Origin of the sequence: Aliikangiella coralliicola (genome assembly GCF_007004725.1) — a bacterium.
Classification (GTDB): Bacteria; Pseudomonadota; Gammaproteobacteria; order Enterobacterales; family Kangiellaceae; genus Aliikangiella; species Aliikangiella coralliicola.
Genome location: NZ_ML660170.1, coordinates 104,974 through 128,357, shown reverse-complemented (window position 1 = coordinate 128,357; position 23,384 = coordinate 104,974). Strand labels below are relative to the sequence as shown.

At 42.8% G+C, this 23,384-nt stretch carries 23 protein-coding genes; 15 read left to right on the top strand and 8 right to left on the bottom strand.

All coding sequences use genetic code 11. The features are described 5' to 3' along the window. Nucleotides 1-86 precede the first annotated feature (86 nt). The 10 genes from sdhC to FLL46_RS22600 all read left to right on the top strand — a co-directional run bounded on the left by sdhC (nt 87) and on the right by FLL46_RS22600 (nt 8,957). On the top strand, nt 87-458 hold the full coding sequence (sdhC, locus tag FLL46_RS22645) for a succinate dehydrogenase, cytochrome b556 subunit (protein ID WP_142934026.1): 372 nt from the start codon (nt 87-89) through the stop codon (nt 456-458). Beyond that, a complete protein-coding gene (sdhD, locus tag FLL46_RS22640; protein ID WP_142934025.1) occupies nt 452-799 on the top strand; it encodes a succinate dehydrogenase, hydrophobic membrane anchor protein in 348 nt (115 codons plus the stop codon). Before sdhC ends, sdhD begins: the two co-directional genes overlap by 7 nt. Continuing rightward, the gene (gene sdhA / locus FLL46_RS22635) at nt 799-2,562 is read left to right on the top strand and encodes a succinate dehydrogenase flavoprotein subunit (RefSeq protein ID WP_142934023.1); all 1,764 of its coding nucleotides are present in this window, start codon (nt 799-801) and stop codon (nt 2,560-2,562) included. Before sdhD ends, sdhA begins: the two co-directional genes overlap by 1 nt. Nucleotides 2,563-2,580: 18 nt before the next feature. Beyond that, nucleotides 2,581-3,282, top strand: coding sequence for a succinate dehydrogenase iron-sulfur subunit (locus tag FLL46_RS22630; protein WP_281282002.1), 702 nt, complete (start codon nt 2,581-2,583; stop codon nt 3,280-3,282). Nucleotides 3,283-3,797: 515 nt separating this feature from the next. Next, nucleotides 3,798-4,964: an ADP-forming succinate--CoA ligase subunit beta gene (gene sucC / locus FLL46_RS22625; protein WP_142934020.1), complete on the top strand. Its 1,167-nt coding sequence runs from the start codon at nt 3,798-3,800 to the stop codon at nt 4,962-4,964. Beyond that, a complete protein-coding gene (gene sucD / locus FLL46_RS22620) occupies nt 4,965-5,837 on the top strand; it encodes a succinate--CoA ligase subunit alpha (RefSeq protein ID WP_142934018.1) in 873 nt (290 codons plus the stop codon). It abuts the gene before it with no gap. A 178-nt stretch (nt 5,838-6,015) separates the two neighbouring features. Then, the gene (locus FLL46_RS22615) at nt 6,016-6,618 is read left to right on the top strand and encodes a GNAT family N-acetyltransferase (RefSeq protein ID WP_142934016.1); all 603 of its coding nucleotides are present in this window, start codon (nt 6,016-6,018) and stop codon (nt 6,616-6,618) included. Between the two features lie 140 nt (nt 6,619-6,758). Then, a complete protein-coding gene (locus FLL46_RS22610; RefSeq protein WP_142934014.1) occupies nt 6,759-7,064 on the top strand; it encodes a chorismate mutase in 306 nt (101 codons plus the stop codon). Between the two features lie 2 nt (nt 7,065-7,066). Next, a complete protein-coding gene (gene ubiU, locus FLL46_RS22605; RefSeq protein WP_142934013.1) occupies nt 7,067-8,062 on the top strand; it encodes a ubiquinone anaerobic biosynthesis protein UbiU in 996 nt (331 codons plus the stop codon). 7 nt (nt 8,063-8,069) lie between these two features. After that, nucleotides 8,070-8,957: a U32 family peptidase gene (locus tag FLL46_RS22600; protein WP_246119386.1), complete on the top strand. Its 888-nt coding sequence runs from the start codon at nt 8,070-8,072 to the stop codon at nt 8,955-8,957. Between the two features lie 88 nt (nt 8,958-9,045). On the opposite strand, the gene ubiT is transcribed toward FLL46_RS22600, so the two are convergent. Continuing rightward, nucleotides 9,046-9,459, bottom strand: a complete 414-nt coding sequence (ubiT, locus tag FLL46_RS22595) for a ubiquinone anaerobic biosynthesis accessory factor UbiT (protein ID WP_168204292.1) — start codon at nt 9,457-9,459, stop codon at nt 9,046-9,048. Between the two features lie 336 nt (nt 9,460-9,795). On the opposite strand from ubiT, the gene FLL46_RS22590 reads away from it, so the two are divergent. After that, nucleotides 9,796-10,278 carry a RidA family protein gene (locus FLL46_RS22590; RefSeq protein ID WP_142934007.1) on the top strand — a complete coding sequence of 161 codons (483 nt, stop codon included), beginning with the start codon at nt 9,796-9,798 and terminating at the stop codon, nt 10,276-10,278. A gap of 134 nt (nt 10,279-10,412) precedes the next feature. Further along, a complete protein-coding gene (locus FLL46_RS22585) occupies nt 10,413-11,723 on the top strand; it encodes a sphingomyelin phosphodiesterase (RefSeq protein WP_142934005.1) in 1,311 nt (436 codons plus the stop codon). Between the two features lie 214 nt (nt 11,724-11,937). On the opposite strand, the gene fdxA is transcribed toward FLL46_RS22585, so the two are convergent. Beyond that, nucleotides 11,938-12,261 (bottom strand): ferredoxin FdxA, encoded by a 324-nt coding sequence (gene fdxA, locus FLL46_RS22580; protein WP_142934003.1) that lies wholly within the window; start codon nt 12,259-12,261, stop codon nt 11,938-11,940. 167 nt (nt 12,262-12,428) lie between these two features. Next, on the bottom strand, nt 12,429-15,053 hold the full coding sequence (gene mutS, locus FLL46_RS22575) for a DNA mismatch repair protein MutS (RefSeq protein WP_342779817.1): 2,625 nt from the start codon (nt 15,051-15,053) through the stop codon (nt 12,429-12,431). 219 nt (nt 15,054-15,272) lie between these two features. Between mutS and FLL46_RS22570 the strand changes: the two genes are divergently transcribed. Continuing rightward, nucleotides 15,273-15,743 (top strand): CinA family protein, encoded by a 471-nt coding sequence (locus FLL46_RS22570; RefSeq protein ID WP_142934001.1) that lies wholly within the window; start codon nt 15,273-15,275, stop codon nt 15,741-15,743. Nucleotides 15,744-15,796: 53 nt separating this feature from the next. After that, the gene (locus FLL46_RS22565) at nt 15,797-16,360 is read left to right on the top strand and encodes a lipid-binding SYLF domain-containing protein (RefSeq protein WP_142933999.1); all 564 of its coding nucleotides are present in this window, start codon (nt 15,797-15,799) and stop codon (nt 16,358-16,360) included. Between the two features lie 122 nt (nt 16,361-16,482). On the opposite strand, the gene FLL46_RS22560 is transcribed toward FLL46_RS22565, so the two are convergent. Continuing rightward, entirely contained in the window at nt 16,483-17,526 is a 1,044-nt protein-coding gene (locus FLL46_RS22560; protein ID WP_142933998.1) for a Leu/Phe/Val dehydrogenase, read from the bottom strand. A gap of 112 nt (nt 17,527-17,638) precedes the next feature. Next, nucleotides 17,639-19,159 (bottom strand): L-piperidine-6-carboxylate dehydrogenase, encoded by a 1,521-nt coding sequence (gene amaB, locus FLL46_RS22555; RefSeq protein ID WP_142933996.1) that lies wholly within the window; start codon nt 19,157-19,159, stop codon nt 17,639-17,641. A 626-nt stretch (nt 19,160-19,785) separates the two neighbouring features. On the opposite strand from amaB, the gene FLL46_RS22550 reads away from it, so the two are divergent. Continuing rightward, the gene (locus FLL46_RS22550) at nt 19,786-20,259 is read left to right on the top strand and encodes a DUF4826 family protein (RefSeq protein WP_142933994.1); all 474 of its coding nucleotides are present in this window, start codon (nt 19,786-19,788) and stop codon (nt 20,257-20,259) included. 130 nt (nt 20,260-20,389) lie between these two features. Here FLL46_RS22550 and FLL46_RS22545 read toward each other — a convergent pair whose 3' ends face one another. The 3 genes from FLL46_RS22545 to FLL46_RS22535 are packed head-to-tail and all read right to left on the bottom strand — an operon-like array spanning nt 20,390 to nt 23,313. Then, a complete protein-coding gene (locus FLL46_RS22545) occupies nt 20,390-20,638 on the bottom strand; it encodes an EF-hand domain-containing protein (protein WP_142933992.1) in 249 nt (82 codons plus the stop codon). A gap of 44 nt (nt 20,639-20,682) precedes the next feature. Continuing rightward, nucleotides 20,683-21,819: a saccharopine dehydrogenase family protein gene (locus FLL46_RS22540; RefSeq protein WP_142933990.1), complete on the bottom strand. Its 1,137-nt coding sequence runs from the start codon at nt 21,817-21,819 to the stop codon at nt 20,683-20,685. A 24-nt stretch (nt 21,820-21,843) separates the two neighbouring features. Then, nucleotides 21,844-23,313, bottom strand: a complete 1,470-nt coding sequence (locus FLL46_RS22535) for a CsiV family protein (RefSeq protein ID WP_142933988.1) — start codon at nt 23,311-23,313, stop codon at nt 21,844-21,846. Nucleotides 23,314-23,384 lie beyond the last annotated feature (71 nt).

The following is a 23,384-nucleotide window of genomic DNA, read 5'->3' as shown; positions in this document are numbered from 1 at the left end:
AGTACATAAAAGTTTAGCAGAAGTTGGCTTTTCTGCTTAAAATTACAACTTATCTCTACTCCTAATAATTGAGAAGAATCGATACCGTGAACAAAAATAGACCTGTAAATCTTAATCTGGCAGCCTTCCGGTTTCCAGTGACTTCGATTTCATCGATACTCCACCGAATAAGCGGTGTAATCTTATTCCTTTCTGTTCCGCTGTGCCTGTGGGCACTCCAGTCAAGCTTAACGCCTGGCGGTTTTGCGGAAGTAAAATCCGTGTTATCAAGCGGCATTGCTAAATTTATCACCTGGGCTATCTTGTCCATGCTCGCCTATCACATTATTGCTGGCGTCAGACACCTCTTAATGGACGCGGGAATCGGCGAGACGTTACAAGGCGGTAGATTCGGGGCTAATGCGGTCATAGCGCTTGGCGTGTTAACAGCTGTCGGTATAGGAGTGTGGATATGGTAACTTCAGCAACGAGTTTTGGTCGTAGCGGTTTACACGACTGGGTTATTCAGCGAGTCACCGCAGTTGTTTTAGCGGCTTATGTGATCTACCTGGCTGCATTTGTCTTTTCTGCTGAAAGCCTCGAATTTATCGTATGGCAGGGTCTTTTTGGCAAACTCTGGTTTAAGATCTTTTCATTATTAGCGCTTGCTTCGCTATGTTTCCATGCCTGGATCGGCATGTGGATAGTATCTACGGATTATATTAAACCGACCGGAATTCGAATGGTATTTCAGGTTCTGGTTATTTTAGCTTGTTTCGCGTTTCTTATTTGGGGCGCTCAAATCTTCTGGAGTGTGTAATGGGCGTACCAGTTTATACCTTTGATGCGGTAATTGTCGGGGGCGGTGGTGCCGGAATGCGCGCTTCATTGCAATTGGCTAAATCCGGTCAGAAAGTAGCATTAATATCGAAAGTTTTTCCAACGCGTTCTCACACTGTTTCTGCGCAGGGTGGTATTACTGTGGCTTTGGGGAATTCTCACGAAGACGATTGGCGCTGGCATATGTTTGACACCGTTAAAGGGTCTGACTATATCGGTGATCAGGATGCGATCGAATACATGTGCCAAAATGGTCCAGATGCAGTTTTAGAGCTGGATCATATGGGCTTACCATTTTCTCGTTTAGAAAATGGCAAAATTTATCAAAGACCATTTGGTGGCCAATCGCTGAACTTTGGGGGCGAGCAGGCTGCACGTACTGCCGCAGCAGCTGATAGAACCGGCCACGCGCTATTACATACGCTGTATCAGCAAAACTTGGCGGCTAAAACTCAATTTTTTAATGAGTGGTTCGCAATCGACTTGTTAATGAACGATTCTGGTCAATGTTGTGGTGTTTTCGCCATGTCCATTGAAACTGGGGAAGTCGCTTTGTTTAAAACTCGAGTTACGGTTTTTGCAACCGGCGGCTCAGGAAGAATTTATGCATCCACAACTAATGCACTCATTAATACGGGTGACGGTGTTGGAATGGCGTTGAGAGCAGGTATTCCAGTTCAAGATATCGAAATGTGGCAATTCCACCCAACCGGAATTGCGGGCGCAGGTGTATTGGTCACTGAAGGCTGCCGTGGTGAAGGTGGTTACTTGATCAATAAAGATGGCGAGCGCTTTATGGAGCGTTATGCGCCAAATGCGAAAGATTTGGCCAGCCGTGATGTTGTGGCGCGTTCGATGACCAAAGAAATCCTTGAAGGACGTGGTTGCGGACCAAACGGTGATCACGTCATGCTGAAGCTGGATCATCTGGGAGCAGACACGCTGAATTCTAAATTGCCTGGCATATTAGAATTATCACGCACCTTTGCCCATGCCGATCCAATTGAAGTGCCGATCCCCGTTGTTCCGACTTGTCACTATATGATGGGCGGTCTGCCAACCAATAAATATGGTCAGGTTATCGGTAAAAAAGCTGGTCAGAAAGAATATATTGTTGACGGTCTATATGCCGTTGGTGAAATTGCCTGTGTATCGGTTCACGGTGCTAATCGACTTGGCGGTAACTCTTTGCTTGATTTGGTTGTATTCGGTAGAGCGGCAGGTATGCATCTTGAAGAAGCACTTGCGGAAGGAATGCCTCAGAGTGAATATACCGACGAAAATGTCGACACTGCGATGAGCCGATATAATCGATGGGAAGCGAGTGAAAAAGGTGAAGATCCTGTAGAAATTCGCAAAGAAATGCAGCAAATCATGCAAAATCACTTCGGCGTTTTCCGAACCGGTGAATTGATGGAAAAAGGTATGGTTGCATTAGAAGCTGCCGCCGAAAAACTAAAATCTGCTGCGCTTGCCGATAAATCTAAAGCATTTAACACTTTGCGAGTGGAGTGTCTTGAGCTTGATAATCTGATGGCTACAGCCCGTGCAACTGCTAAAGCAGCCAATTTCCGTGAGGAAAGCCGTGGTGCACACAGCCGCGAAGATTTTCCAGACCGTGATGATGAGAACTGGTTAACCCATAGTTTGTATTATCCAGAGACTCATGAAATGGATAAGCGTCCGGTGAATATGTCACCGGTTACTGTCGAGGCTTTCCCGCCTAAAGCTAGAACTTATTAGTGCAAGTGAGAGATGACTATGCAATTTTCGATTTATCGCTATAACCCGGAAACAGACAAAAAGCCACGTATGCAAGACTACGAGCTTGAGATTGAGGCCGGTTCAGATATGATGTTGCTCGACGCTCTAATTGCGCTGAAAGAGCAAGATCCAACATTAGCTTTTCGCCGTAGCTGTCGCGAAGGGGTTTGTGGTTCAGACGGACTCAATATTAATGGAAAGAATGGCTTGGCCTGTATTACGCCTGTCAGCGCGCTAAAAGGTAAAAAAGTGATTGTGAGACCACTGCCAGGATTACCTGTTATTCGCGACCTGGTTGTTGATATGGCGCAGTTTTATCGTCAATACGAAAAAATACGCCCTTATTTGATTAACAATGACGAGCCGCCAGCACGCGAACATTTACAGTCGCCGGAAGACAGAGCCAAGCTTGATGGATTGTACGAATGTATCTTGTGTGCATGCTGTAGCACCGCATGTCCTTCATTCTGGTGGAACCCGGACAAGTTCGTTGGACCGTCTGGTTTGCTGCAAGCTTACCGCTTTTTAATTGACAGTCGTGATACGGAAACGAGCTCGCGTCTAGCAGATTTAGACGACGCTTACAGCCTTTTCCGCTGCCGTGGCATTATGAATTGTGTTGATGTTTGTCCAAAAGGGTTAAACCCAACTCGGGCTATCGGTCACATTCGCTCAATGATGTTGCAACAAGGTTTGTAATCGACTCCTTTGGCGGGCTAACCATTTTTACAATTATGGTTAGCCCGCAAAATGACTTATCTAATAGGCATTTCTGCTGTTTTCTCATCGCTAATTTTACCCCGCATTTAGGCTAAATAGTCTATTATCTAGTAAGTAGAATTATTTGAATGCTAATTGTTGCGTATACCGCGTACGACTGGCTGAAATCGTCAGCTTGTTTGGGAGTTGGCGGGGCATTAAATTTAGTTTAGGTGGTGGTTGATCTAAGTTCATTTAAATCATTGGTTTAACTTAGTCAGATCCGGTCTATAAACATTGATCAAAGCGGTGGTCAATTGGCGCGTAAGCCACTATAATACGCGCAAATTTTAAGGTGATTGATAGACTTGATAAAGACCTTAGATGGCTTGGTATTAGTCTTAATCGAAAAAAGTTAATTGAAGTCGCTAATCGATAAAAACTCAACCGATCAATTCCTTAATAAAATTATTTTTGAGAACTCTTTAATTTCAACCAAAAGTGGAAAGTAAATCATGAACTTACACGAGTATCAGGGTAAACAGTTATTCAAAGAATACGGTTTACCTGTTTCTAATGGAATCGCAGTTGATTCTCCGAAAGCGGCTTTTGAAGCGGCTGGTCAAATTGGCGGCGATAAATGGGTCGTTAAAGCACAGGTGCATGCCGGCGGTCGTGGTAAAGCAGGCGGTGTAAAACTGGTCGACAACAAGGAAGATGTTAAAGAGTTTGCAAAACAGTGGTTAGGTAAAAACCTGGTTACTTATCAAACAGACGCTAATGGTCAACCGGTCACTAAAATTCTGGTTGAAGATTGTACCGATATCGCACAAGAACTTTACCTCGGTGCTGTAGTTGATCGTTCTAGCCGCAAAGTAGTTTTTATGGCTTCTACCGAAGGTGGTGTAGAAATCGAAAAAGTAGCTGAAGAAACTCCTGAAAAGATTCACAAAGCCATTATTGACCCATTGGTTGGTGCGCAACCTTATCAAGGTCGTGATTTAGCGTTCAAGATGGGACTTGAAGGTAAAAATATTAAGCAGTTTACTCATATTTTCCTGCAGCTTTCTAAATTATTCCACGACCTTGACTTAGCGCTACTTGAAATCAACCCACTGGTGATTAAAGAAGACGGCGACCTTCATTGTCTTGATGCAAAAATCAATATCGACGGTAATGCAATGTACCGTCACCCACAACTTCGTGATATGCACGATCCAAGTCAGGAAGACGAGCGAGAAGCTCACGCTGCATCTTTCGACCTGAACTATGTTGCACTTGATGGCAACATCGGTTGCATGGTTAACGGCGCTGGATTAGCGATGGGAACCATGGACATCGTTAATTTACACGGTGGATCACCGGCTAACTTCCTTGACGTTGGCGGCGGCGCGACGAAAGAGCGCGTTGTTGAAGCGTTCAAAATTATTTTGACTGATGAAAATGTTAAAGCGGTATTAGTGAATATCTTTGGCGGTATCGTACGTTGTGATCTGATTGCGGAAGGTATCATCGGCGCTGTTGAAGAAGTCGGCGTAAAAGTCCCGGTTGTTGTTCGTCTTGAAGGGAACAACGCGGAATTAGGTCGTAAAGTTCTTGCAGAAAGTGGATTAAATATTATCGCTGCGAGCGGTTTGGCAGATGCAGCACAAAAAGTTGTTGCAGCAGCGGAGGGCAAATAAATGAGCGTCTTAATTGATAAAAACACCAAAGTTATTTGTCAGGGCTTCACTGGTTCTCAGGGAACTTTCCACTCAGAGCAAGCTATCGAGTATGGTACGCAAATGGTCGGTGGTGTTACCCCTGGAAAAGGTGGGCAGACCCATTTGGGATTACCAGTATTTAATACTGTTGCAGAAGCTGTTGAAACAACTGGCGCTGATGCATCAGTAATTTATGTACCAGCACCTTTTTGTAAAGATTCAATTTTAGAAGCGGCTAATGCAGGAATTAAATTAATCGTTTGTATTACTGAAGGTATTCCGACGCTTGATATGCTTGACGCAAAAGTCAGGTGTGATGAGCTTGGTGTTCGATTAATCGGACCTAACTGCCCAGGTGTTATTACTCCCGGTGAATGTAAAATTGGTATTATGCCTGGTCATATTCATAAGCCCGGAAGAGTTGGAATCGTTTCTCGTTCTGGTACTTTGACTTATGAAGCTGTTAAGCAAACTACTGACGCTGGTTTTGGTCAATCAACTTGTGTGGGTATCGGTGGCGATCCAATTCCTGGCACTAACTTTATCGACGTATTGGAAATGTTCCAAAACGATCCTAAGACCGAAGCGATTGTGATGATTGGCGAAATTGGTGGTACTGCTGAAGAAGAAGCGGCTGCTTTTATCAAGGCGAATGTGACCAAGCCAGTTGTTTCATATATTGCTGGTGTTACTGCTCCTCCAGGAAAGCGCATGGGCCATGCCGGCGCAATTATTTCTGGCGGTAAAGGAACTGCTGATGAAAAATTCGCAGCTTTAGAAGATGCGGGTGTAAAAACAGTTCGCAGCCTGGCTGACATTGGTAGTGCATTGCAAGAAATTACTGGGTGGTAAGCCAGTGATATTTTGTTCAGAAATGTAATTCTGGATTAAATATTATCTGTTCAATCACAGAGAAAAAGCCGACAATAATGTCGGCTTTTTTGTACCTGCGTTGTTTGCTCTAACGCGATTGTTTTTTCATGATAAGCATTTAGGACTATTATTCATTCATCGATAAGAGAGGCGAAATATGTCATTTTGGGTAAATTCAACTGAACTGAAAGGCCGACAGGTTTCTCTTGAGCCCATGACAATTAAGCACAAAGAGGAACTGTGGATTGCAACCAAAGATGGCGATTTATGGAATTTGTGGTATACCCATGTGCCTCATGAAAACGATTTAGATAATTACATCAAATCAGCCTTGGCCAAGCAGAGAGAAAAGCGAGAATTGCCTTTTGTTATTCGACACAATCAGAGTGGCAAAATAATCGGTAGTACCAGGTATTGTAATATTGATAACGATAATCAACGACTGGAAATCGGTTATACCTGGTATGGTAAGAGCTTTCAAAAAACAGGCGCTAACACCGAGTGTAAATTTTTGTTGTTAAAACACGCTTTCGAAGAACTGGAAGCAATTGCCGTGGAATTTAGAACCCATTGGCTTAATCAGGCGTCGAGAAATGCGATTTTAAGATTGGGAGCAAAACAAGACGGTGTTTTAAGAAATCATGTCAAATTGGCTGATGGCTCTTATCGAGATACCGTGGTTTTTTCGATTATCAATTCGGAGTGGCCTGCGATTAAAAATCATTTAACCCACAAGATGAAACAGAATTATCAGTCGTGACTCAATTGATTGAGATCTAATTCGACTAAAGCTTGTTCATTTATCACGAGTTCAGTTTCTTTAGAACAAGAGCTTGACCCAAATCAATTTGATACCATCTGGTATCATTAGAATAAACTCACTTTTAATCAGGTGTAAATATGTCTCAAGTTGAGTCTTCGAACGATAGCGAATTATTCGATGTCAGAAGGGAAATCGATCAGATTGATGAGAAAATTATCCAATTGCTGACGTTACGATCAAAATGTGTCGAGCAAATCGCTGAAATAAAATGCCGTCAAAATTTATCCATCTACGATAGTAGCCGAGAAAATAACATTATCGAAAAGTTTACTCGGGATAATCCGACTCATTATCAGTCAGTGGATATGGCCAATATTTTTCACGCGATACTTCGTGCAGGACTTAATCAGCAACTTTTATACCGAGCTGAACATGAGGGTTAGCTATGGAGCTGATTTGTCCGGCAGGGAATTATCAATCGCTAATTAAGGCGGTTGATCACGGGGCCAATGCGGTTTACATCGGCCTTAAGAATGAAACCAACGCTCGTCATTTTTCCGGTTTAAACTTTTCTGAAAAACAGATCTCCAAGGCTATCGATTACGCACACCAACAAGGTTGCAAAGTTTACTGCGCGATTAATACTTTTCCCAGAGAACAAAAGTGGAGTCGCTGGACTAATGCTGTTGATCAGGCAATGGGTTCTGGTATTGATACGTTAATTGTTGCTGACATTGGTGTGATGGATTACATTCGATCCCGCTCTAGCGATTTTCCTATTCATTTGTCAGTTCAGGCATCATCCACAAACCTGGAGTCGCTAAATTTTTATCATCAACAATTTGCCATTCGGCGAGCCGTATTACCGCGGGTTTTATCATTAGCTCAAGTCGAAAAACTAGCTAAAAACGCGCCGGTGGAAATCGAGGTATTTGGTTTTGGCAGCCTTTGCATTATGGCAGAAGGACGCTGTTACCTGTCATCTTATATGACGGGCGAATCTCCAAATACACAGGGGGTGTGTTCTCCAGCCGCTTATGTTGAGTGGGAGGATAAGGGGGCGCAACTTGAATCGCGATTGAACGGCTTACTGATTGATCGTTTTCGTGAAAATGAAAATGCTGGTTATCCTACGCTGTGCAAAGGGCGATTTGAAGTTCATGGGCAGGTTGAACATGCGCTAGAAGAGCCGACTAGTTTAAACACCATGGATATTCTTCCCCAGTTAGAATCTGCCGGCGTTGCTGCGATTAAAATTGAAGGACGTCAACGAAGCCCTGCCTACGTCACTCAGGTCACACGCGCTTGGCGGCAGGCAATTGATAGCCTCAGTAATAAAGATGCTGACGGAAAAACTCGGCAAATTGTCACTGAGGATTTGGCTGACCTGGCTGAGGGCAAGCAAACAACCATTGGTGCCTACGAAAGAAGTTGGCAATAAGGAGTTGATGATGAAAATATCGGTAGCCAGCGTCCCTTATTTCTGGTCAAAAGAAGCTTACGGTGCATTTTATTCTGCGCTCTCTCAAACGCCAGTTGATATTGTTTATTTGGGGGAAACGGTTTGTTCCAAGCGACGTTCAATGAAATTTTCTGACTGGATAGAAATCGCGGAGGTTTTACGTGATTCCGGTAAACAAGTCGTTTTATCGACTTTGACTTTGCTTGAAGCGGAGTCTGAACTGAAATACCTGACAAAAATTGCCAGACAAAAGGATTTTCTAATCGAAGCTAACGACATGGCGGCGGTTCAGGTTGCCTCAGAAAATGGCAACTCATTTGTGACTGGTTGTGCGATCAATGTCTATAACAACCAGAGTTTTTCAAGGCTAAGTCGGCTTGGTATGAAACGGTGGTGTGTCCCGGTAGAACTTGGGCAGCGAGATATCATCCCTATGGTTTCATTGGCCGACAAGCTTGGAGTTGAAGTTGAATACCAGGTTTTCGGTCGGATGCCGTTAGCTTATTCTGCGCGTTGCTTTACTGCCAGACATCATCAACTTGATAAAGATAATTGTCAGTTTAAATGCTTGAATGACGAGCAGGGGATTCTGGTAAAAACGCAAGATGGCGACAGCTTTGCTCAAATAAACGGCATTCAAACTCAGTCTGCGAAAGTGAGTAACTTGATTAATCGTTGGTCTGAACTCAAGGAAGCGAAGATTGATATTGCGAGAATCGTTCCTGTTAGCGCAGAGGACACGTTACAGGCTGTGGATGTCTTAAGCAATTCAATCAATAAAAAGACTCAAAGCAGTTCTACATATTTGGCACAGGATTACGAGTTCTGCAATGGTTACTGGTTGCAAATAGAGGGAATGAAATTCGTCTCTTAAACTTACCTATCTTAGCTTATCTTTTTAGCCGTAACTTACAGTCATTCACTCCGTTTTCGCCAATTGTGAGTGACTAATCTTTAATTGCTTAGTCGACTAATATGCGCGATTGATAGTCTGATATTAATTTCATTATTACAGGCGGAATTAACTCTGGGTTTAATGTATCAACTGTATTTTTAATATGGTGGGCAAGCTCTGTGTCACCACTAATTTTTAATCGACGTTGAAAAAATAATGTATCAGGATCAACTTCCTGTTTGATAAGACGAATTGCGTCCGCTGTGATTATTGATAGATCTGCGTCTGCAGAGTTTTTTATCTCACTAAAATGTTTACAGTGTATTTTATTGTTGTCGAAACTAAATGCGATAGACAAATTTGCATCTGAAAAACTAATTTGTACCGTTCTATTTTTTAAAATATCAAAATCTCCTTCATGAATTTGTTCATCAAAAATACGATTACAAAGTTTGCTTACCAGGTTCGTATTGAGCGCCATTGGAAAACGCGTGACCATTTTAACCAGTTTTTTGGGCTGGAAAAGACACTGAGCTATGGAACTAAGCGATTGATGAATATTTTTGCTGAAGAGAGAGGTTGGGAATTTTACCGGGTGTGTTGTCATTAGTTTGGTGTTATTGTTTTAGTGAATACTAGGGAGTATAAGCTGTGGTGAGGGAAAAGCTTTGATCCGAGTCAAATTTGAATGGCGATTATTTAACATCAACACTATGCTTCATTTGGCCACTATAGATATCTATTTCAATTAGGTCCGTAATTCAGAATAACGAGCGTTGATTACAGATTAATAAACCATATTAATGCGAGGAAAAAAATGAAAACTATCATTCTAACTATTTCAATTGTAGTGATTTCGGCTTTTTCGGTACTGGATTTTAACAGCACTGTTGTTGCAAAAGAAAAATCTAATAAGACTGTCCAGTTTTTGAATTCCGAACGCTCGGGTCTATCTGACTTACCTTTTTCAGAGGCCGTCAGAGTTGGTAATACCCTGTATTTATCGGGAAAAATCGGAACTGATCCGTCTACAGGCAAACTTGTTTCCGGTGGTATAAAAGCGGAAGCCAGGCAAACAATGCGTAATATTAAAAGCACGCTTGAAGCTCACGGATATCAAATGAGTAATCTGGTTAAGTGTACAGTAATGCTTGCAGATATCTCTGAATGGAAATTATTTAACAGTGTTTATGTTACGTTTTTTACCAAACCTTATCCTGCGAGAAGTGCATTTGGTGCCAACGGTCTGGCGTTGAATGCGCGAGTAGAAGTTGAGTGTATTGCCGCGGTAGGTGATTAGCTAAGTGGGTTTTATTATTGATTGTGATTGATATCACAATCAATATTCCCCAAGAACAATACTGACATTAAAAAGAAATAAAACAAATTTAGTATCTTCTCAAAACAAATATTAATAATAACGAGGAGTTTTTTATGTACAGATTTATCGCGTCGTTTTTATTCATCTTCTTAACCGTCTCACCGGCGTTGGCTGACACCTATGTTTATTTAACTAACAGTACAATGGAAACATTGTCTGTTTCTACAGTGCAAACGGGTCACAATAATATCAGACAAGGTAACCATTGGGAGCAGTTGGAAACTACTGTGCCGCCGCTGGCGACAGTGAAATTTTTACGCTACAACCGGGACCAGGGAATTAAATGGGGCAAAGATTATTACTTCACGACGACGATAGAAGGGGTGAGTAATTCTGTACAGCTGAAACAAAAATTAACCGGTACTATAACTTTTAGTAAAATGTGGTTATCAGCAGAAAACGAACCCTGGTATTACGACCGCAATATCCACGAAATTCCGATGAGTTTTGACGGTAAAGACTCCACACTCGCGTTTCGTTCACAGTTTGCTCGCGTATCGGGAGATGATATTTATTACGTGATTAATAATGATTGGTCACAACAAAAACGAGAATTAGCCGGCAATCATTTTAAGGTTTTGACCTACAATGTCTGGACTTTGCTTCCTGGCATCGAATCAAAAAATTCTCATAATCGTCTGGACACTATCGCAGAATATGTAAAAGGCTATGATGCAGTAGTGTTTCAAGAATTATTTGATCCGGTTTTAACCGCGCATTTTCGAAATAAAATTAGCCATGAGTATCCTTATCTGACAGAAATTCCTTTTAAAGTTGGTAAGTTGTTAACCGGTGGATCATTTATTGCCAGCCGTTATCCGATTATTAAACACGATAGTAAAGTGTATGAAGCTTGTCGCAACGACGGTTGCTTAGCTTCAAAAGGAATGAATTACGCGAAGATCAACAAAAACGGCAATATTTATCATTTGTTCGGCACTCACACTCATGCTTATGCAACAGCTGAAGATATTGCCGTTCGTTTTAAACAACTAGCTGAGTTAAAAACTTTTATTGATAGTAAATATATTTCTTCTGACGAGCCGGTTTTGATGGCCGGTGATTTTAATGTCGATAAGGTTCATTTTCCGCAGGAGCATTATGATTTTCTTAACTTGATGAATGCCAGTGAACCTATGGGAATTGGCGAATATCCACATTCTTATGCCGGTCCGGTTAATGTCTATGCCGATGATCAGTACACTGAGTACCTCGACTATGTGCTTTATTCTAACGAGCATTTACAGCCTTTTTATTCACATAACAAGTTACTGGTACCGCGCAGTATTGAGCCCGAGCATTGGACCAGTTGGGACCTTTCTGATCATTTTCCGGTGGTCGGTGAATTTATTTTCGCGCAATAATCTGAGTGATTCTTACACTAGGATTACTAAGTGAGCGGCAGGTTAAAATAAAGGGGCTGTAGATAATTTAGTTGAAGGTTTGAGCGTAGCCCGCTTGAACATAATACTTATTGAAAATAATACGTTTGAAAATAATCCACCTGAAAATAAAAAAGGGCGCTTAACTAGCGCCCACTCATTCGATTTTGAAAATGTAGTTTCTAAATTGTCCGAATTATTTTTCCAGGTGTTTTAACTTATCTTTCACACCGTCCCACTTGGCTGCTTCGGGAAGCGGGTCTTTTTGTTCAACAATGTTATCCCACTTTTGCGCCAATTCAGCATTGAGTTCAATAAAGTGCTTTTGATCTGCTGGCACATCATCTTCTTCAAAGATGGCTTCTGCTGGACACTCTGGTTCGCACAGCGCGCAATCAATACACTCATCAGGGTCGATAACGAGAAAGTTTGGACCTTCATAGAAACAATCGACAGGGCATACTTCCACACAATCGGTATACTTACATAAAATACAGTTGTCAGTTACAACAAACGCCATCGCAATTCTCCCGGATATTGCTGCATATTAACAAAATAGCAATTTTGGCGCTATTCTACCCAGTTAGCCAAAATTGTCCAGTCGCTATTGAGCTAATTAACCTGAGATTCGGATAAGGGAATTCAGGCAAATGGATATTCAACACCAATTAAAACCAACATGCTCGATTAAGATTGCCGAGTCAGTTGGTAAATAAGCTCTAAAGCTTCCCTGGGAGAAACATCATCGGCGTTGATTGATTCGAGTAGAGTTATTCTCGGATCGGCTGCAATCGCCTTCGCTATCGTTATTTCCGGCTCGGGGTCTGAGGGAATAGAGTCTAACGGCATAGACAACTGTGTTGTTTCGTTTTCGCCGTGGTGTTTTCCCTGTTCAAGATGCATTTGATAGTCACGGGCCATTTGCAGAACACTGTCTGGAACACCGGCAAGTTTCGCCACATGAATACCGTAACTCTTGCTGGTTGGACCCGGATGTATCTGGTGATCAAGAATGAGTTTATGGCCGTGCTGGATGGCGCCAAAATGCATATTTTTAATGCGTGAATTTGTTTGAGTGATCTGGGTTAGTTCGAAATAATGTGTCGCAAAAAGTATTAGTGGGTCGATTCGATTGTTCAGGTAGTCGAGGGTAGCCCAGGCCAAAGCTAATCCGTCATAGGTACTTGTGCCGCGCCCAATTTCATCGAGAATAACCAGACTATTACTACTCGCATTATTCAAAATATTAGCAGCCTCGCTCATCTCAACCATGAAGGTAGAACGCCCGCTGGAAAGGTCATCGGACGCGCCAATTCGAGTATAAATGGCATCGAGAATGCCAAGACTTGCGCTCTCTGCAGGAACAAAGCAGCCGCAGTGGCCGAGCAGGGCGATAATGGCCGTCATTCTCATGTAGGTCGATTTACCACCCATATTCGGGCCGGTAATGATTAGCGCTTTTTCCCGTTGTTTGATAACCACATCATTTGGAATAAATGGTTCTGCTTGAAACGCTTCAACCACAGGGTGACGACCGCCTTTAATTTCAATATCGTGGTTCGTGTTCAAGCTGGGTCTGACAAAATTAAGCTGGCAGGCAACTTCAGCATAACTCTGGATAACGTCTAAGGTAGCAATTTGCCCGGCAGTGAATTGCAAATCGTTGATCTGTGGTTCTAAAGATTCGATTAGCTGTTGATAAAGCTGTTTTTCGAGTGCCAGGGCTTTGGCCTGACTGGAAAGCACCTTTTCCTCTAACTCCTTTAATTCGGGCGTAATAAATCGCTCGGCATTTTTAAGGGTTTGCCGCCGAGTATAACTAATGGGGGCCGAGTCAGATTGTGCTTTGGAAATTTCGATGTAAAAACCATGAACTCGATTGTAGCCGACCTTCAGGGTAGAAATGCCAGTCGCTTCTTTTTCGCGCTCTTCCATATCTGCGAGTAAATCGCTCGCGTTGGTGGAAAGATAGCGCAGATCATCGAGTTCTTTACTAAATCCATCTCGAATGACATTGCCGTCGCGCAGCACAACTGGCGGATTATCAAAAATGGCCTGTGTGAGTAAATCATGAATGTCTGAGTGAGCGCATAGTGCTTCGCCTTGTTCACGCAAAAGCGGGGTGTCCTGTTGTTTTAACCAATTGATCAGGTCGGGCATGACTGCCAGGCTTTCGCGTAAACCAGTGAGATCCCTCGGACGACAAGTTTGTAATGCAATTCGAGTGAGAATTCGTTGCATGTCGCGCACGGGGGTAAGGATTTGGCGTAATGTGTCGAGATCGCCGCTAGCGATAAGAGCGTCAGTTTGATCAAATCGCGCTTCAATCAGCTTTGCGTCGATCAGTGGCGCGTGTAACCAGTTACTTAATAAACGGCAACCCATCGCAGTCTTAGTCCGATTAATCACGTTAAACAGCGATTTATCCTGCTCACCGTAAAGATTTTCTGTAATTTCAAGATGTTTACGAGTATGAGAATTCAGGTAGAGTATTTGTTGATTATCAAAGGGCTTGAGCTGGTTTAAGTGATTGAGCAAACTTTGCTGGGTCAATTTGGCGTAGTTCAGCGCGGCACCTGCAGCACAAATTGCCGCATGCAACTTGTCACAACCAAACCCGTCGAGGTTTTTGACCGCAAAATGTTGTAGTAGCGCGGAATAGTTTTGCTGAAAATCAAATTGCCAATCTTCTTGCAACTTAATCGTCATTCCGAGCTTCTCAAGGCTATCGGCATAGGCTTCATCAGTGAGAATTTCTGCTGGCTTTAGACGCGCCAGCTCACTGAACAGTTGTGATTCTTCTGCAAACTGGTTGCAGAAAAACTGACCACCTGCCAAGTCTATCCATGCCAGGCCGTAAGGTTTGTCTTGCTTACTTTTTTTAAAATGATAAATAGCAGCGAGTAAGTTTTCTTTATCAGCCTCAAGTAAACTATCTTCACTCAACGTACCGGGCGTGATGACCCTCACGACTTTTCGTTCTACCGGGCCTTTACTTGTCGCCGGGTCTCCGACCTGTTCGCAAATAGCAACAGATTTTCCCTGTTTAACCAGGCGAGCCAGGTAGTTATCTACGGCATGGAAGGGGACACCGGCCATCGGTATGGGTTCACCGTTGGATTTTCCACGGTGGGTTAGTGTAATGCCTAACCAATCGGCAGCTTTGTGAGCATCGTCAAAGAAGAGCTCATAAAAATCCCCCATTCTATAGAACAATAGAATATCTGGATGTTGTTGTTTTATTTCCAGGTATTGCCGCATCATTGGCGTGTTTTGGCTAGCCTGATTTTTGGCCGGTTGATTATTTTTCAATGATAAATTCGCCTGAGGTTTCATAAGCGTGGATTTTACAAGAAATATGGGCTAAACCAAATAGAATTATCAATGTTAATAACTGACTATCTGTCGAGCAAAATCGTATTGAGATCATTGAGTGATTTCTATTCAGTTATAAGCTGGTTGCGAGCTCAAGTATAAAATCAGGTATAGTTCACACTATTGAAATGGCACGTAAATAAGGCGAGCAAACTCATGCAAAAATTGGTATCACAATTATCTGTCAGGCTGATTTTTAAACAATTAAAAGTGGCGACGGTTGAATCCTGCACCGGCGGCTGGATTGGGAAAATACTTACCGACCAGGCAGGAAGTTCCGAGTGGTTTGCCGGCGGATTAATTACCTACACCAACGAAAGCAAATCACAGCTGGCTGATGTCCCGACTGCCTTGTTAGATAAGTATGGCGCTGTTTCGGTTGAGGTGGCCGAAGCCATGGCAGCTGGCGCGCAAAAGCATTTTCCTGATTGTGTTTCGGTTGCGGTAAGCGGCGTTGCCGGACCAGGGGGAGGGAGCAAGGATAAACCTGTTGGAACTGTTTGCATCGCAACCAGCTTGAACGGTGTTAACAACGCCAGACGTTATCAGTTTGATGGCGATCGAAATCAGGTGAGAAGAGAGACGGTTAAGCAAGCACTGCAAATGGTGTTAGATGCACTTAACTAATTGGAAGTTCTAGTGCTGCAAAGTAACTAATTATTAATTAGGGGAGAAGCTTTATGCAAAGATTACTAATATTCATGGTTGTGCTGGTTTCGCTGGTTTTATCCGGCTGCACAACCATGTCTGGAGATACGCCAGCACAAAAACGTCAGTCGGTTCTTAACATGAAAAACGAAGTGCTTACTGAATTGTTTAAATTAAAGCCGGATACTCGCACCCAGGTCAGTAGCGCACCTGGCTATGCCGTGTTCAGCAATGTAAATGTGAATATTATTTTCGCCAGTTTTGGTGGTGGTTATGGCGTGGCTAAAAATAACGCCACCGGCAAGCAAACCTACATGAAAATGGGAGAAGTTGGTCTTGGTTTGGGCGCCGGCGTTAAAGACTTTAGAGCGGTATTTGTGTTTCACACCAAAGAAGCCTATAACCGATTTATTGAACATGGGTGGTCTTTTGGCGGACAGGCTGATGCAGCCGCGAAGGCCAGTGATAAAGGTGGAGCCGTTGGTGGCGAAGCCGTCATTGATAATGTGACTGTCTACCAATTAACACAAAGTGGATTAGCGCTTCAGGCAACATTAAAAGGGACTAAGTATTGGTTGGACGGTGAGTTAAATTAATTAACTTTATTAGCGTGACGGCGATGGCAGGTATTTTTATCGCTAACAAGCCTCAATAATCTAAGGAAGTTGAGGTTTGTTAGCGACAAAAGAGTGATAATTCAGAGCTTATAATTCGCCGATTAAGACTTCGCGTTAGCAATTCGCTTACGTGCCAGTTCATCAGCAACCACATTAGTAGTTTTGCTTTCTTTTTCCGCAGCTTCAAAAATTTCCAGTAACGTACCGTAAATTTCGTCAACTTTGTCTAAAGCATTTTGTTTGTTATAAGTCGCGCCATTTTGTTCAAAAGATACGTTGATGATACCACCAGCATTTATCACGTAATCTGGCGTGTAGAGAATGCCTTTTTGCTTGAGGATATCGCCGTGACGATCTTCAGCAAGCTGGTTGTTAGCCGCGCCGGCAACAACAGAGCATTGTAGTTGTGGCAGTGTCACGTCGTTGATGGTTGCACCTAATGCACAAGGTGCGTAAACATCTACTTCTTGCGAGTAAATTTCATCTTTATCTACTGCGGTTGCGCCAAGATTACTGACAACCCGGTCAATGGATTCTTTGTTAATGTCGGTGACAAAAAGTTGCGCACCTTCACTTTTTAAGTGCTCACACAGGTAATAACCAACATGGCCAAGACCTTGTACCGCAACTTTTACACCATCAAGGCTATCACGACCCAGACGATGTTTAACCGCTGCTTTCATGCCCTTATAAACACCGTAAGCAGTCACTGGTGAAGGATCACCACTGCGGCCTTCAAGACCTAAAACATAGTCAGTTTTGCGGTGAACAATTGCCATGTCAGCCGGCGTGATACCGACATCTTCGGCAGTGAAATACTGACCATTCAAGTTGTTTACAAAAGTACCAAATGCTTCAAACAAAGCTTCTGATTTTTGTGTTTTTGAATTACCGATAATTACTGACTTACCGCCACCCATCTTCAGGCCGGCAAGGGCGTTTTTGTAGCTCATTCCTCGGGATAGTCGTAAAGCATCAATTAGCGCGCCTTCGTCTGAGTTGTATTCCCACATACGACAACCGCCAACCGCCGGTCCAAGTGCCGTTGAGTGAACACAAATAATAGCACTTAGGCCAGACTCCTTGTCACGACAAAAAACGACCTGTTCATGATCGTCATATGCACGTAGATTAAATACAGCCATACTTTTCTCCTGATGAGATTAAATTGGAACACGCAATCCAATCTGAAAAAATTGGATTGCGTTATATTGGACATTTCCAGAACGGAATTGCTCAAAGGAATTCAATGGGTTATTAACCAATGTTAAAGGTGATTCCCTGAGCCAAAGTTGGGGTGTCACCCCAGAAAATAGTATTGGTTTGACGTCGCATGTAAGCTTTCCAAGAATCAGAACCAGCTTCACGGCCACCACCGGTATCTTTCTCACCGCCAAATGCACCGCCGATTTCTGCACCGGAAGTACCGATGTTAACGTTGGCGATACCGCAGTCACTACCGGCATAGGACAAGAATTTCTCTGCATTACTCAGGTTTTGAGTAAACATAGCAGAAGAAAGTCCCTGACGCACGCCGTTGTTGAGTTCGATGGCTTCTTCAATTGTTTTGAAAGTCATAATGTACAAAATTGGTGCGAATGTTTCATTTTGCACGACTTCCCAGTGATTTTCTGCGCGAATAATGGTTGGCTCAACGTAGTGGCCAGGGCGGCCAATTCGAGAGCCGCCAAACAAAATTTCACCGCCTTGTTCTTTCGCTTTAGCAATCGTGGTTTCAAAGTTGGCAACAGCCGTTTCATCGATTAACGGACCCATTAAGTTATTAGTGTCAAGTGGATCACCAATAGTGACTTGCTTATAAGCGTTAATCAAAACTTCTGTTACTTTATCGACGATAGACTCATGGACAAACAAGCGACGGGTCGTAGTACAGCGCTGACCAGCAGTACCAACTGCGCCGAAAGCAACAGCAGGGATAGCATGTTCCAGGTTAGCGGTTTCATCAATGATAAGAGCGTTGTTACCGGCAAGTTCAAGTAAACATTTACCCATACGCTCTGCCACTTTAACGCCAACCATTTTTCCAACGACTGAAGAGCCGGTGAAAGACATTTTTTTCACTCGCTTATCACCGATGAAGCGTTGTGCAAGTTCATTGCTTTCGCCGTCAACAAACATATAGAAAATCGGCTTATAGCCTGACTCGGCTAATACTTCATTACAGATATTTTGTACTGCAACTGCTGTTAATGGTGTCTTAGGACTTGGTTTCCAGATGGTCACGTTGCCACATATGGCAGCGATAAATGCGTTCCATGACCAAACTGCAACCGGAAAGTTAAATGCCGAGATAACGCCAACCAGACCGAGTGGCTGCCATTGCTCGTACATGCGATGTTGTGGACGCTCTGAGTGCATCATTTTGCCGTAAAGCATACGCGATTGACCAACAGCAAAATCGGCCATATCGATCATTTCTTGTACTTCACCGTCACCTTCGGCTTTGCTTTTTCCCATCTCTAAAGAAACCAGGCTACCTAGTGCATCTTTTTTCGCTCTTAATGCGTCGCCCATTTTACGGACTAGCTCACCGCGAATAGGGGCTGGAATTGTGCGCCATTCGGTGAATGCTTGCTCAGCATTCTCGACGATAGTTTCATAGTCGCTTTCAGAAGCCGCGTAAACCTTGGCGATTTCTTCGCCGTTGGCCGGGCTATAAGAGGTAATTACTTCAGATTGAGATTCAGACCATTGATCAACGCCCCAGCAGGCACCTGGGTTAGTGGGGTTAATTCCTAGTTCGGCTAAAATATTCATTGGATTCCTCTAATTGTGTTCGTTACTCGAAGCATCGTTTAGTGGCGGTGACTTATTCACCAAAGATTTACAGGCCCTGGTTTAGCGAACATATTCCTCAGAAATGATGAATATCAGTCGGATACCAATGTGTAACCAGGGAGCTCGTGTTCGCCATAACGAGTAGCAGCTGGAAAATGTGGCGCAAAGATACCACCGCTCCCCGAGAATAGCCAGTTTTAATCGATACAAATGCCTTGGATATTAACTCAAAAGCCTTCACAATCGGCGCATTTAGAGGCTTTAAGGCACATCCGACCAGTTACGTTGTCGTAAACGTAATGCAAAACACAGGACACCCTGTTTTCTCTGATTTTGATCAAAACCGCATTTTTAATTTATATATCAAAAGGTTACATGCTGATGACTAGTCTGTTTCGGTTAATTTTGTCGACCAGAAACACTTTCTTATCGATTTTACCTTGAACTAATGGAGCAAATATTTTAGGTTATGCCGCAGATTGATGCCGTGTTCTGGAGATTTATAACTGGCATCTGTAGTAACTTACTCTAAGCGAAAGCTTGCTGGTCGATTTTATTGTCGATGGCATTTTCAAGCGGCAGCTTAATAATAGGAAGGTTAAAATATGTCTCAACAAGCCCAAGCAGAGGCGCTATCTCAAGAAGAAGCCGAAGCTAAAATTAAACGCTGGAATCAGGAAGAATTCGTCAAGATCCAAAAGTTTTGCCAATCTCAGGGTGTTCAGATAAAAGGACTCAAACAGAATATGTGCCAATGTTTGCCACCTGTCATAGGGGTTTGGTACATTCAGTCCGCTACTAAAGGGGAAGATTACTGGGTGATTAGTGGCGATTTCCCCACCGATTTAGCGAATGCTTCTGTGGCGAAAAACGCGAGAGAGGCGCTACGTTACTTTTCAATGAGCTGGCAGATTAAAGCAGCAAATCTTGAAGATGCATTAGCAGAAGGAAAGATTCAATTAAACGATAAAGAGACCCAGCAAAAGTTTGCTAAAGATTTGGTTGAAAAGGCTGAGAAACTCTATGTAATTTCTCACGATGAAAAACTATGGGCACAAGTTGGATTGAAGTTAAGCTAGTGACTTTTGCTGATAGGCTGAGGTAACTTGGTAAAAGTTATTTTATTCATAAAAAAACCTGCTTTTAAAAGCAGGTTTTTTTTCGCAGCGACAAAATCTTAAATTGATTTGAGCGCCAAATAATTCGTAGCTAGTATTCCCACCAACAAGTTTGCCACCAACCGATAAACTCTTCGAAATCGATATGTCCATCGTTATTTTCGTCAATAAAAGCAAAGCCTTTTTCCGCTTGTTCCCGGGTGGCTTGAGGAGAAATCACTTTTAATAGTTTTGCGAATTCGTCAATATCGATTTCATTATTATCGTCGCGATCGAAAAAAGCGAAGCTCTCTTTAATTTCTGCCAATTTTTCTTGCGAAATTTCTCGTATTTCTGTCATAACAAAAGCCTTTTTATAATTTAAAATCTGCCAATATTTTTTTTCTAGTTAAGCGTAAATTCTTCAATTCGATAATCGACGTTGCGGTCTTTAAGGTACTTAAGAATATATTGATAAGCTTCTTTTTGCACGCCTAATGTTTCTGGCGCAAAAACGCCCGATTCAGGTTTGTGTTGAAGCAGGTAGTTGGCAATCGCCGTTGCGGTGTAACCGGTAGTGCGTGCCATTGAGGTCGTCTTAGTATTCTCACAGCCTTTATCCAGCAGCCGATAAATATAGCGGCGAGACTTACCATTTTCATCGCCTTCAATACTAATTCGCATCACAGTGAACTCTTCATCAGAATTTTTTAGCCGCCAATTATCGCGCAAAATACGTGCTGTCACGTCTATAGGGCGAAATGCGATACCGTCAACTTCCATCTCGGTTTCTGAGAAAAAACCAGACTTTTGCAACACCTGGACATATTCCGCGTGTCCTGGGTAACGCAAGGTTTTTTCTTTCATATTCGGAATATGATCCATGGTATAAATCAATGTTCGTAAGCCATCGGTATTAAAAGCTTCCAGGGTTCCCACTCGCTGAATGTCCATTAGCTCGCAATCGGAAAGTGCTTCGCGAATAACAACCTCTCCATTTTCGACATAACGGGCAGGGCGTGTATATTCTTCGATCACATCAATGGGTGAAAAGGGTGCTTTGTAGTTAAAAGGCCATTCGCGTTTAGAGGGTAATCCGCCGACTAAACATTCATAATCTTTAACTTCCATTTTGCTGTCGAGATAGCCAAGAATGACATTTGACATTCCCGGTGCGACGCCGCAGTCAGTGATGGCCCATACGTCGTTCTTTTTCGCAAGGTAATCCAGATCAAAACAATTTTCAGGGAAAAAAGAAATATCCACCACATTTTTTTTAGCTTGCAGAATTTTCTTAAGTGTCTCAAAGCCCATAAAACCGGGTACTGCACAAATCACCAGATCATAAGGCGCCAGTAGTTCGGTGAGATCTTCGGTCTCTTTTAAGTCTGCAACGGTGGTTTTTATTTTTTCATTTTGTTTTGACAGGCGCGATAAAGCTCTCTTATCGATATCGATCGCGGTTATATCATGGTCATTTGCCAGATCTAACGCCATCGCATTACCAATCATGCCAGCACCTAAAACAACAAGTTTAGCCATTAGGCTCTCCGTTTTTCTATATATTTAAATTGAAGGCGGTAATCCAAGAGCGTCTGGAGGCTGCTGCTCTTCCATTTCATAAGGCCTTATGATGACCAGCATTCCAATCAACGGGTGGTCAAAATAGTGGAGTTCTCCACTACGCACTCGACGAGATTGCTTCAGCCGATAATTAAACAGTCTTTCTATATACATTTTTTCAGACTCGGCCTCAAGAAAATTATCATCAATTTCCCATGAGAATTGATGATCGTCTGGCTGTGAGAAGTTAAATGGGTCACTTGCATTTGATTCTGATTGTGGATTCGTTGGAAAACCCGCCACATGGTTTTTGCCAGAAGAATCTTCACTTTTAAGAATATCTGAATCGATAAAACCACTGTTTGCAGACTGCGAAGCGTCGCTTATCTCACTACTATTAATGATTGAATTGCCCAATTCAGATTGGCCTAATAATTCTGTCGAATTTTTCAGCGTTGATAATCGATCTAAATCAAATACATCGAGATCGATTGCTTCTATTTCTTCCTTATCAGGACGGCGTAAAAATAAATTGGTTTTAATATGCAGATAACGCCCCAGGTAAATTTTAATATCCCCATCGAGCTCAGGAACCCAGATTGTCGGTACAATCTGATCAATATGGCCCATTTTATTTTGATCATCTGCCGCTGAATCTTCCGACATTTTTTGCTCGTGTAAAACACCCGGCTGATTAATCGCATAGGTTTCTACTTGTTGCGTTGTTGTTGGGGCATTTGGCTGGTAATCGTCACCACTGTTTATCCCTTGAAAGCCGTCTTGCATTCCCGGTTGCGAATCATCTCCAAAATTAGGATTGGTCATGAGCTTGTTACCTTGGTAATCATACTCCAAACCGAAATCCTGACCGGCGGCAATGCGAATGTGGGGGGCTTCTCTCTGACCTAGCACGGGTTGTCGCCACGCCAGATGAGTCAACAGTTTATAGTCAGGGTGACGCTTTAAACTAGCGGCTTCATTTTTCAGTTGAAGAAGCTCATCTGCTAACAACTGAAATGGTTTTTCTTCAGGTTTGGCATCGGCCGTCAATTCAATATCCAGCCCTTGCTGAATGCCATCGACCAAATTGTTAACCAGTGTCGTATCTGTTTCCTGAGGAGTGTTATTGGTTGTTTCCTGAGTGATTTCTTCTTCAACTGGCGGCAGTGCATCATCGGGTAAATTTTGAATATCGCCGGGAATTAATCTGTGGGGTTGTAAGAAGTCGATCAGATTTTCTGATTTGGTTAAATCGACTTTACTGTTCCAGGATTCTTCCAGTAATCCCTGAGTGCTGGTGGGCTTAAACAATATAATCTCTACCTCAAACCAGCGTGGTTCTTCTTCTGTAATACTTGCAAGGTGTTTTTTACTTAAATTTTTCGTCGAACTGGTTTCCGCAGCTAAGTTTAAGCCGCTGTAGCTAATTAGAAAAGCAACAATAAATTGCGATAGTTTTTTAATATAAATCATAATTTTGCGATATCTGTCATTTCAATGTTTCTGTCGGCTGATAGTCGGCGCCATCAATTTTTCAACAGGCT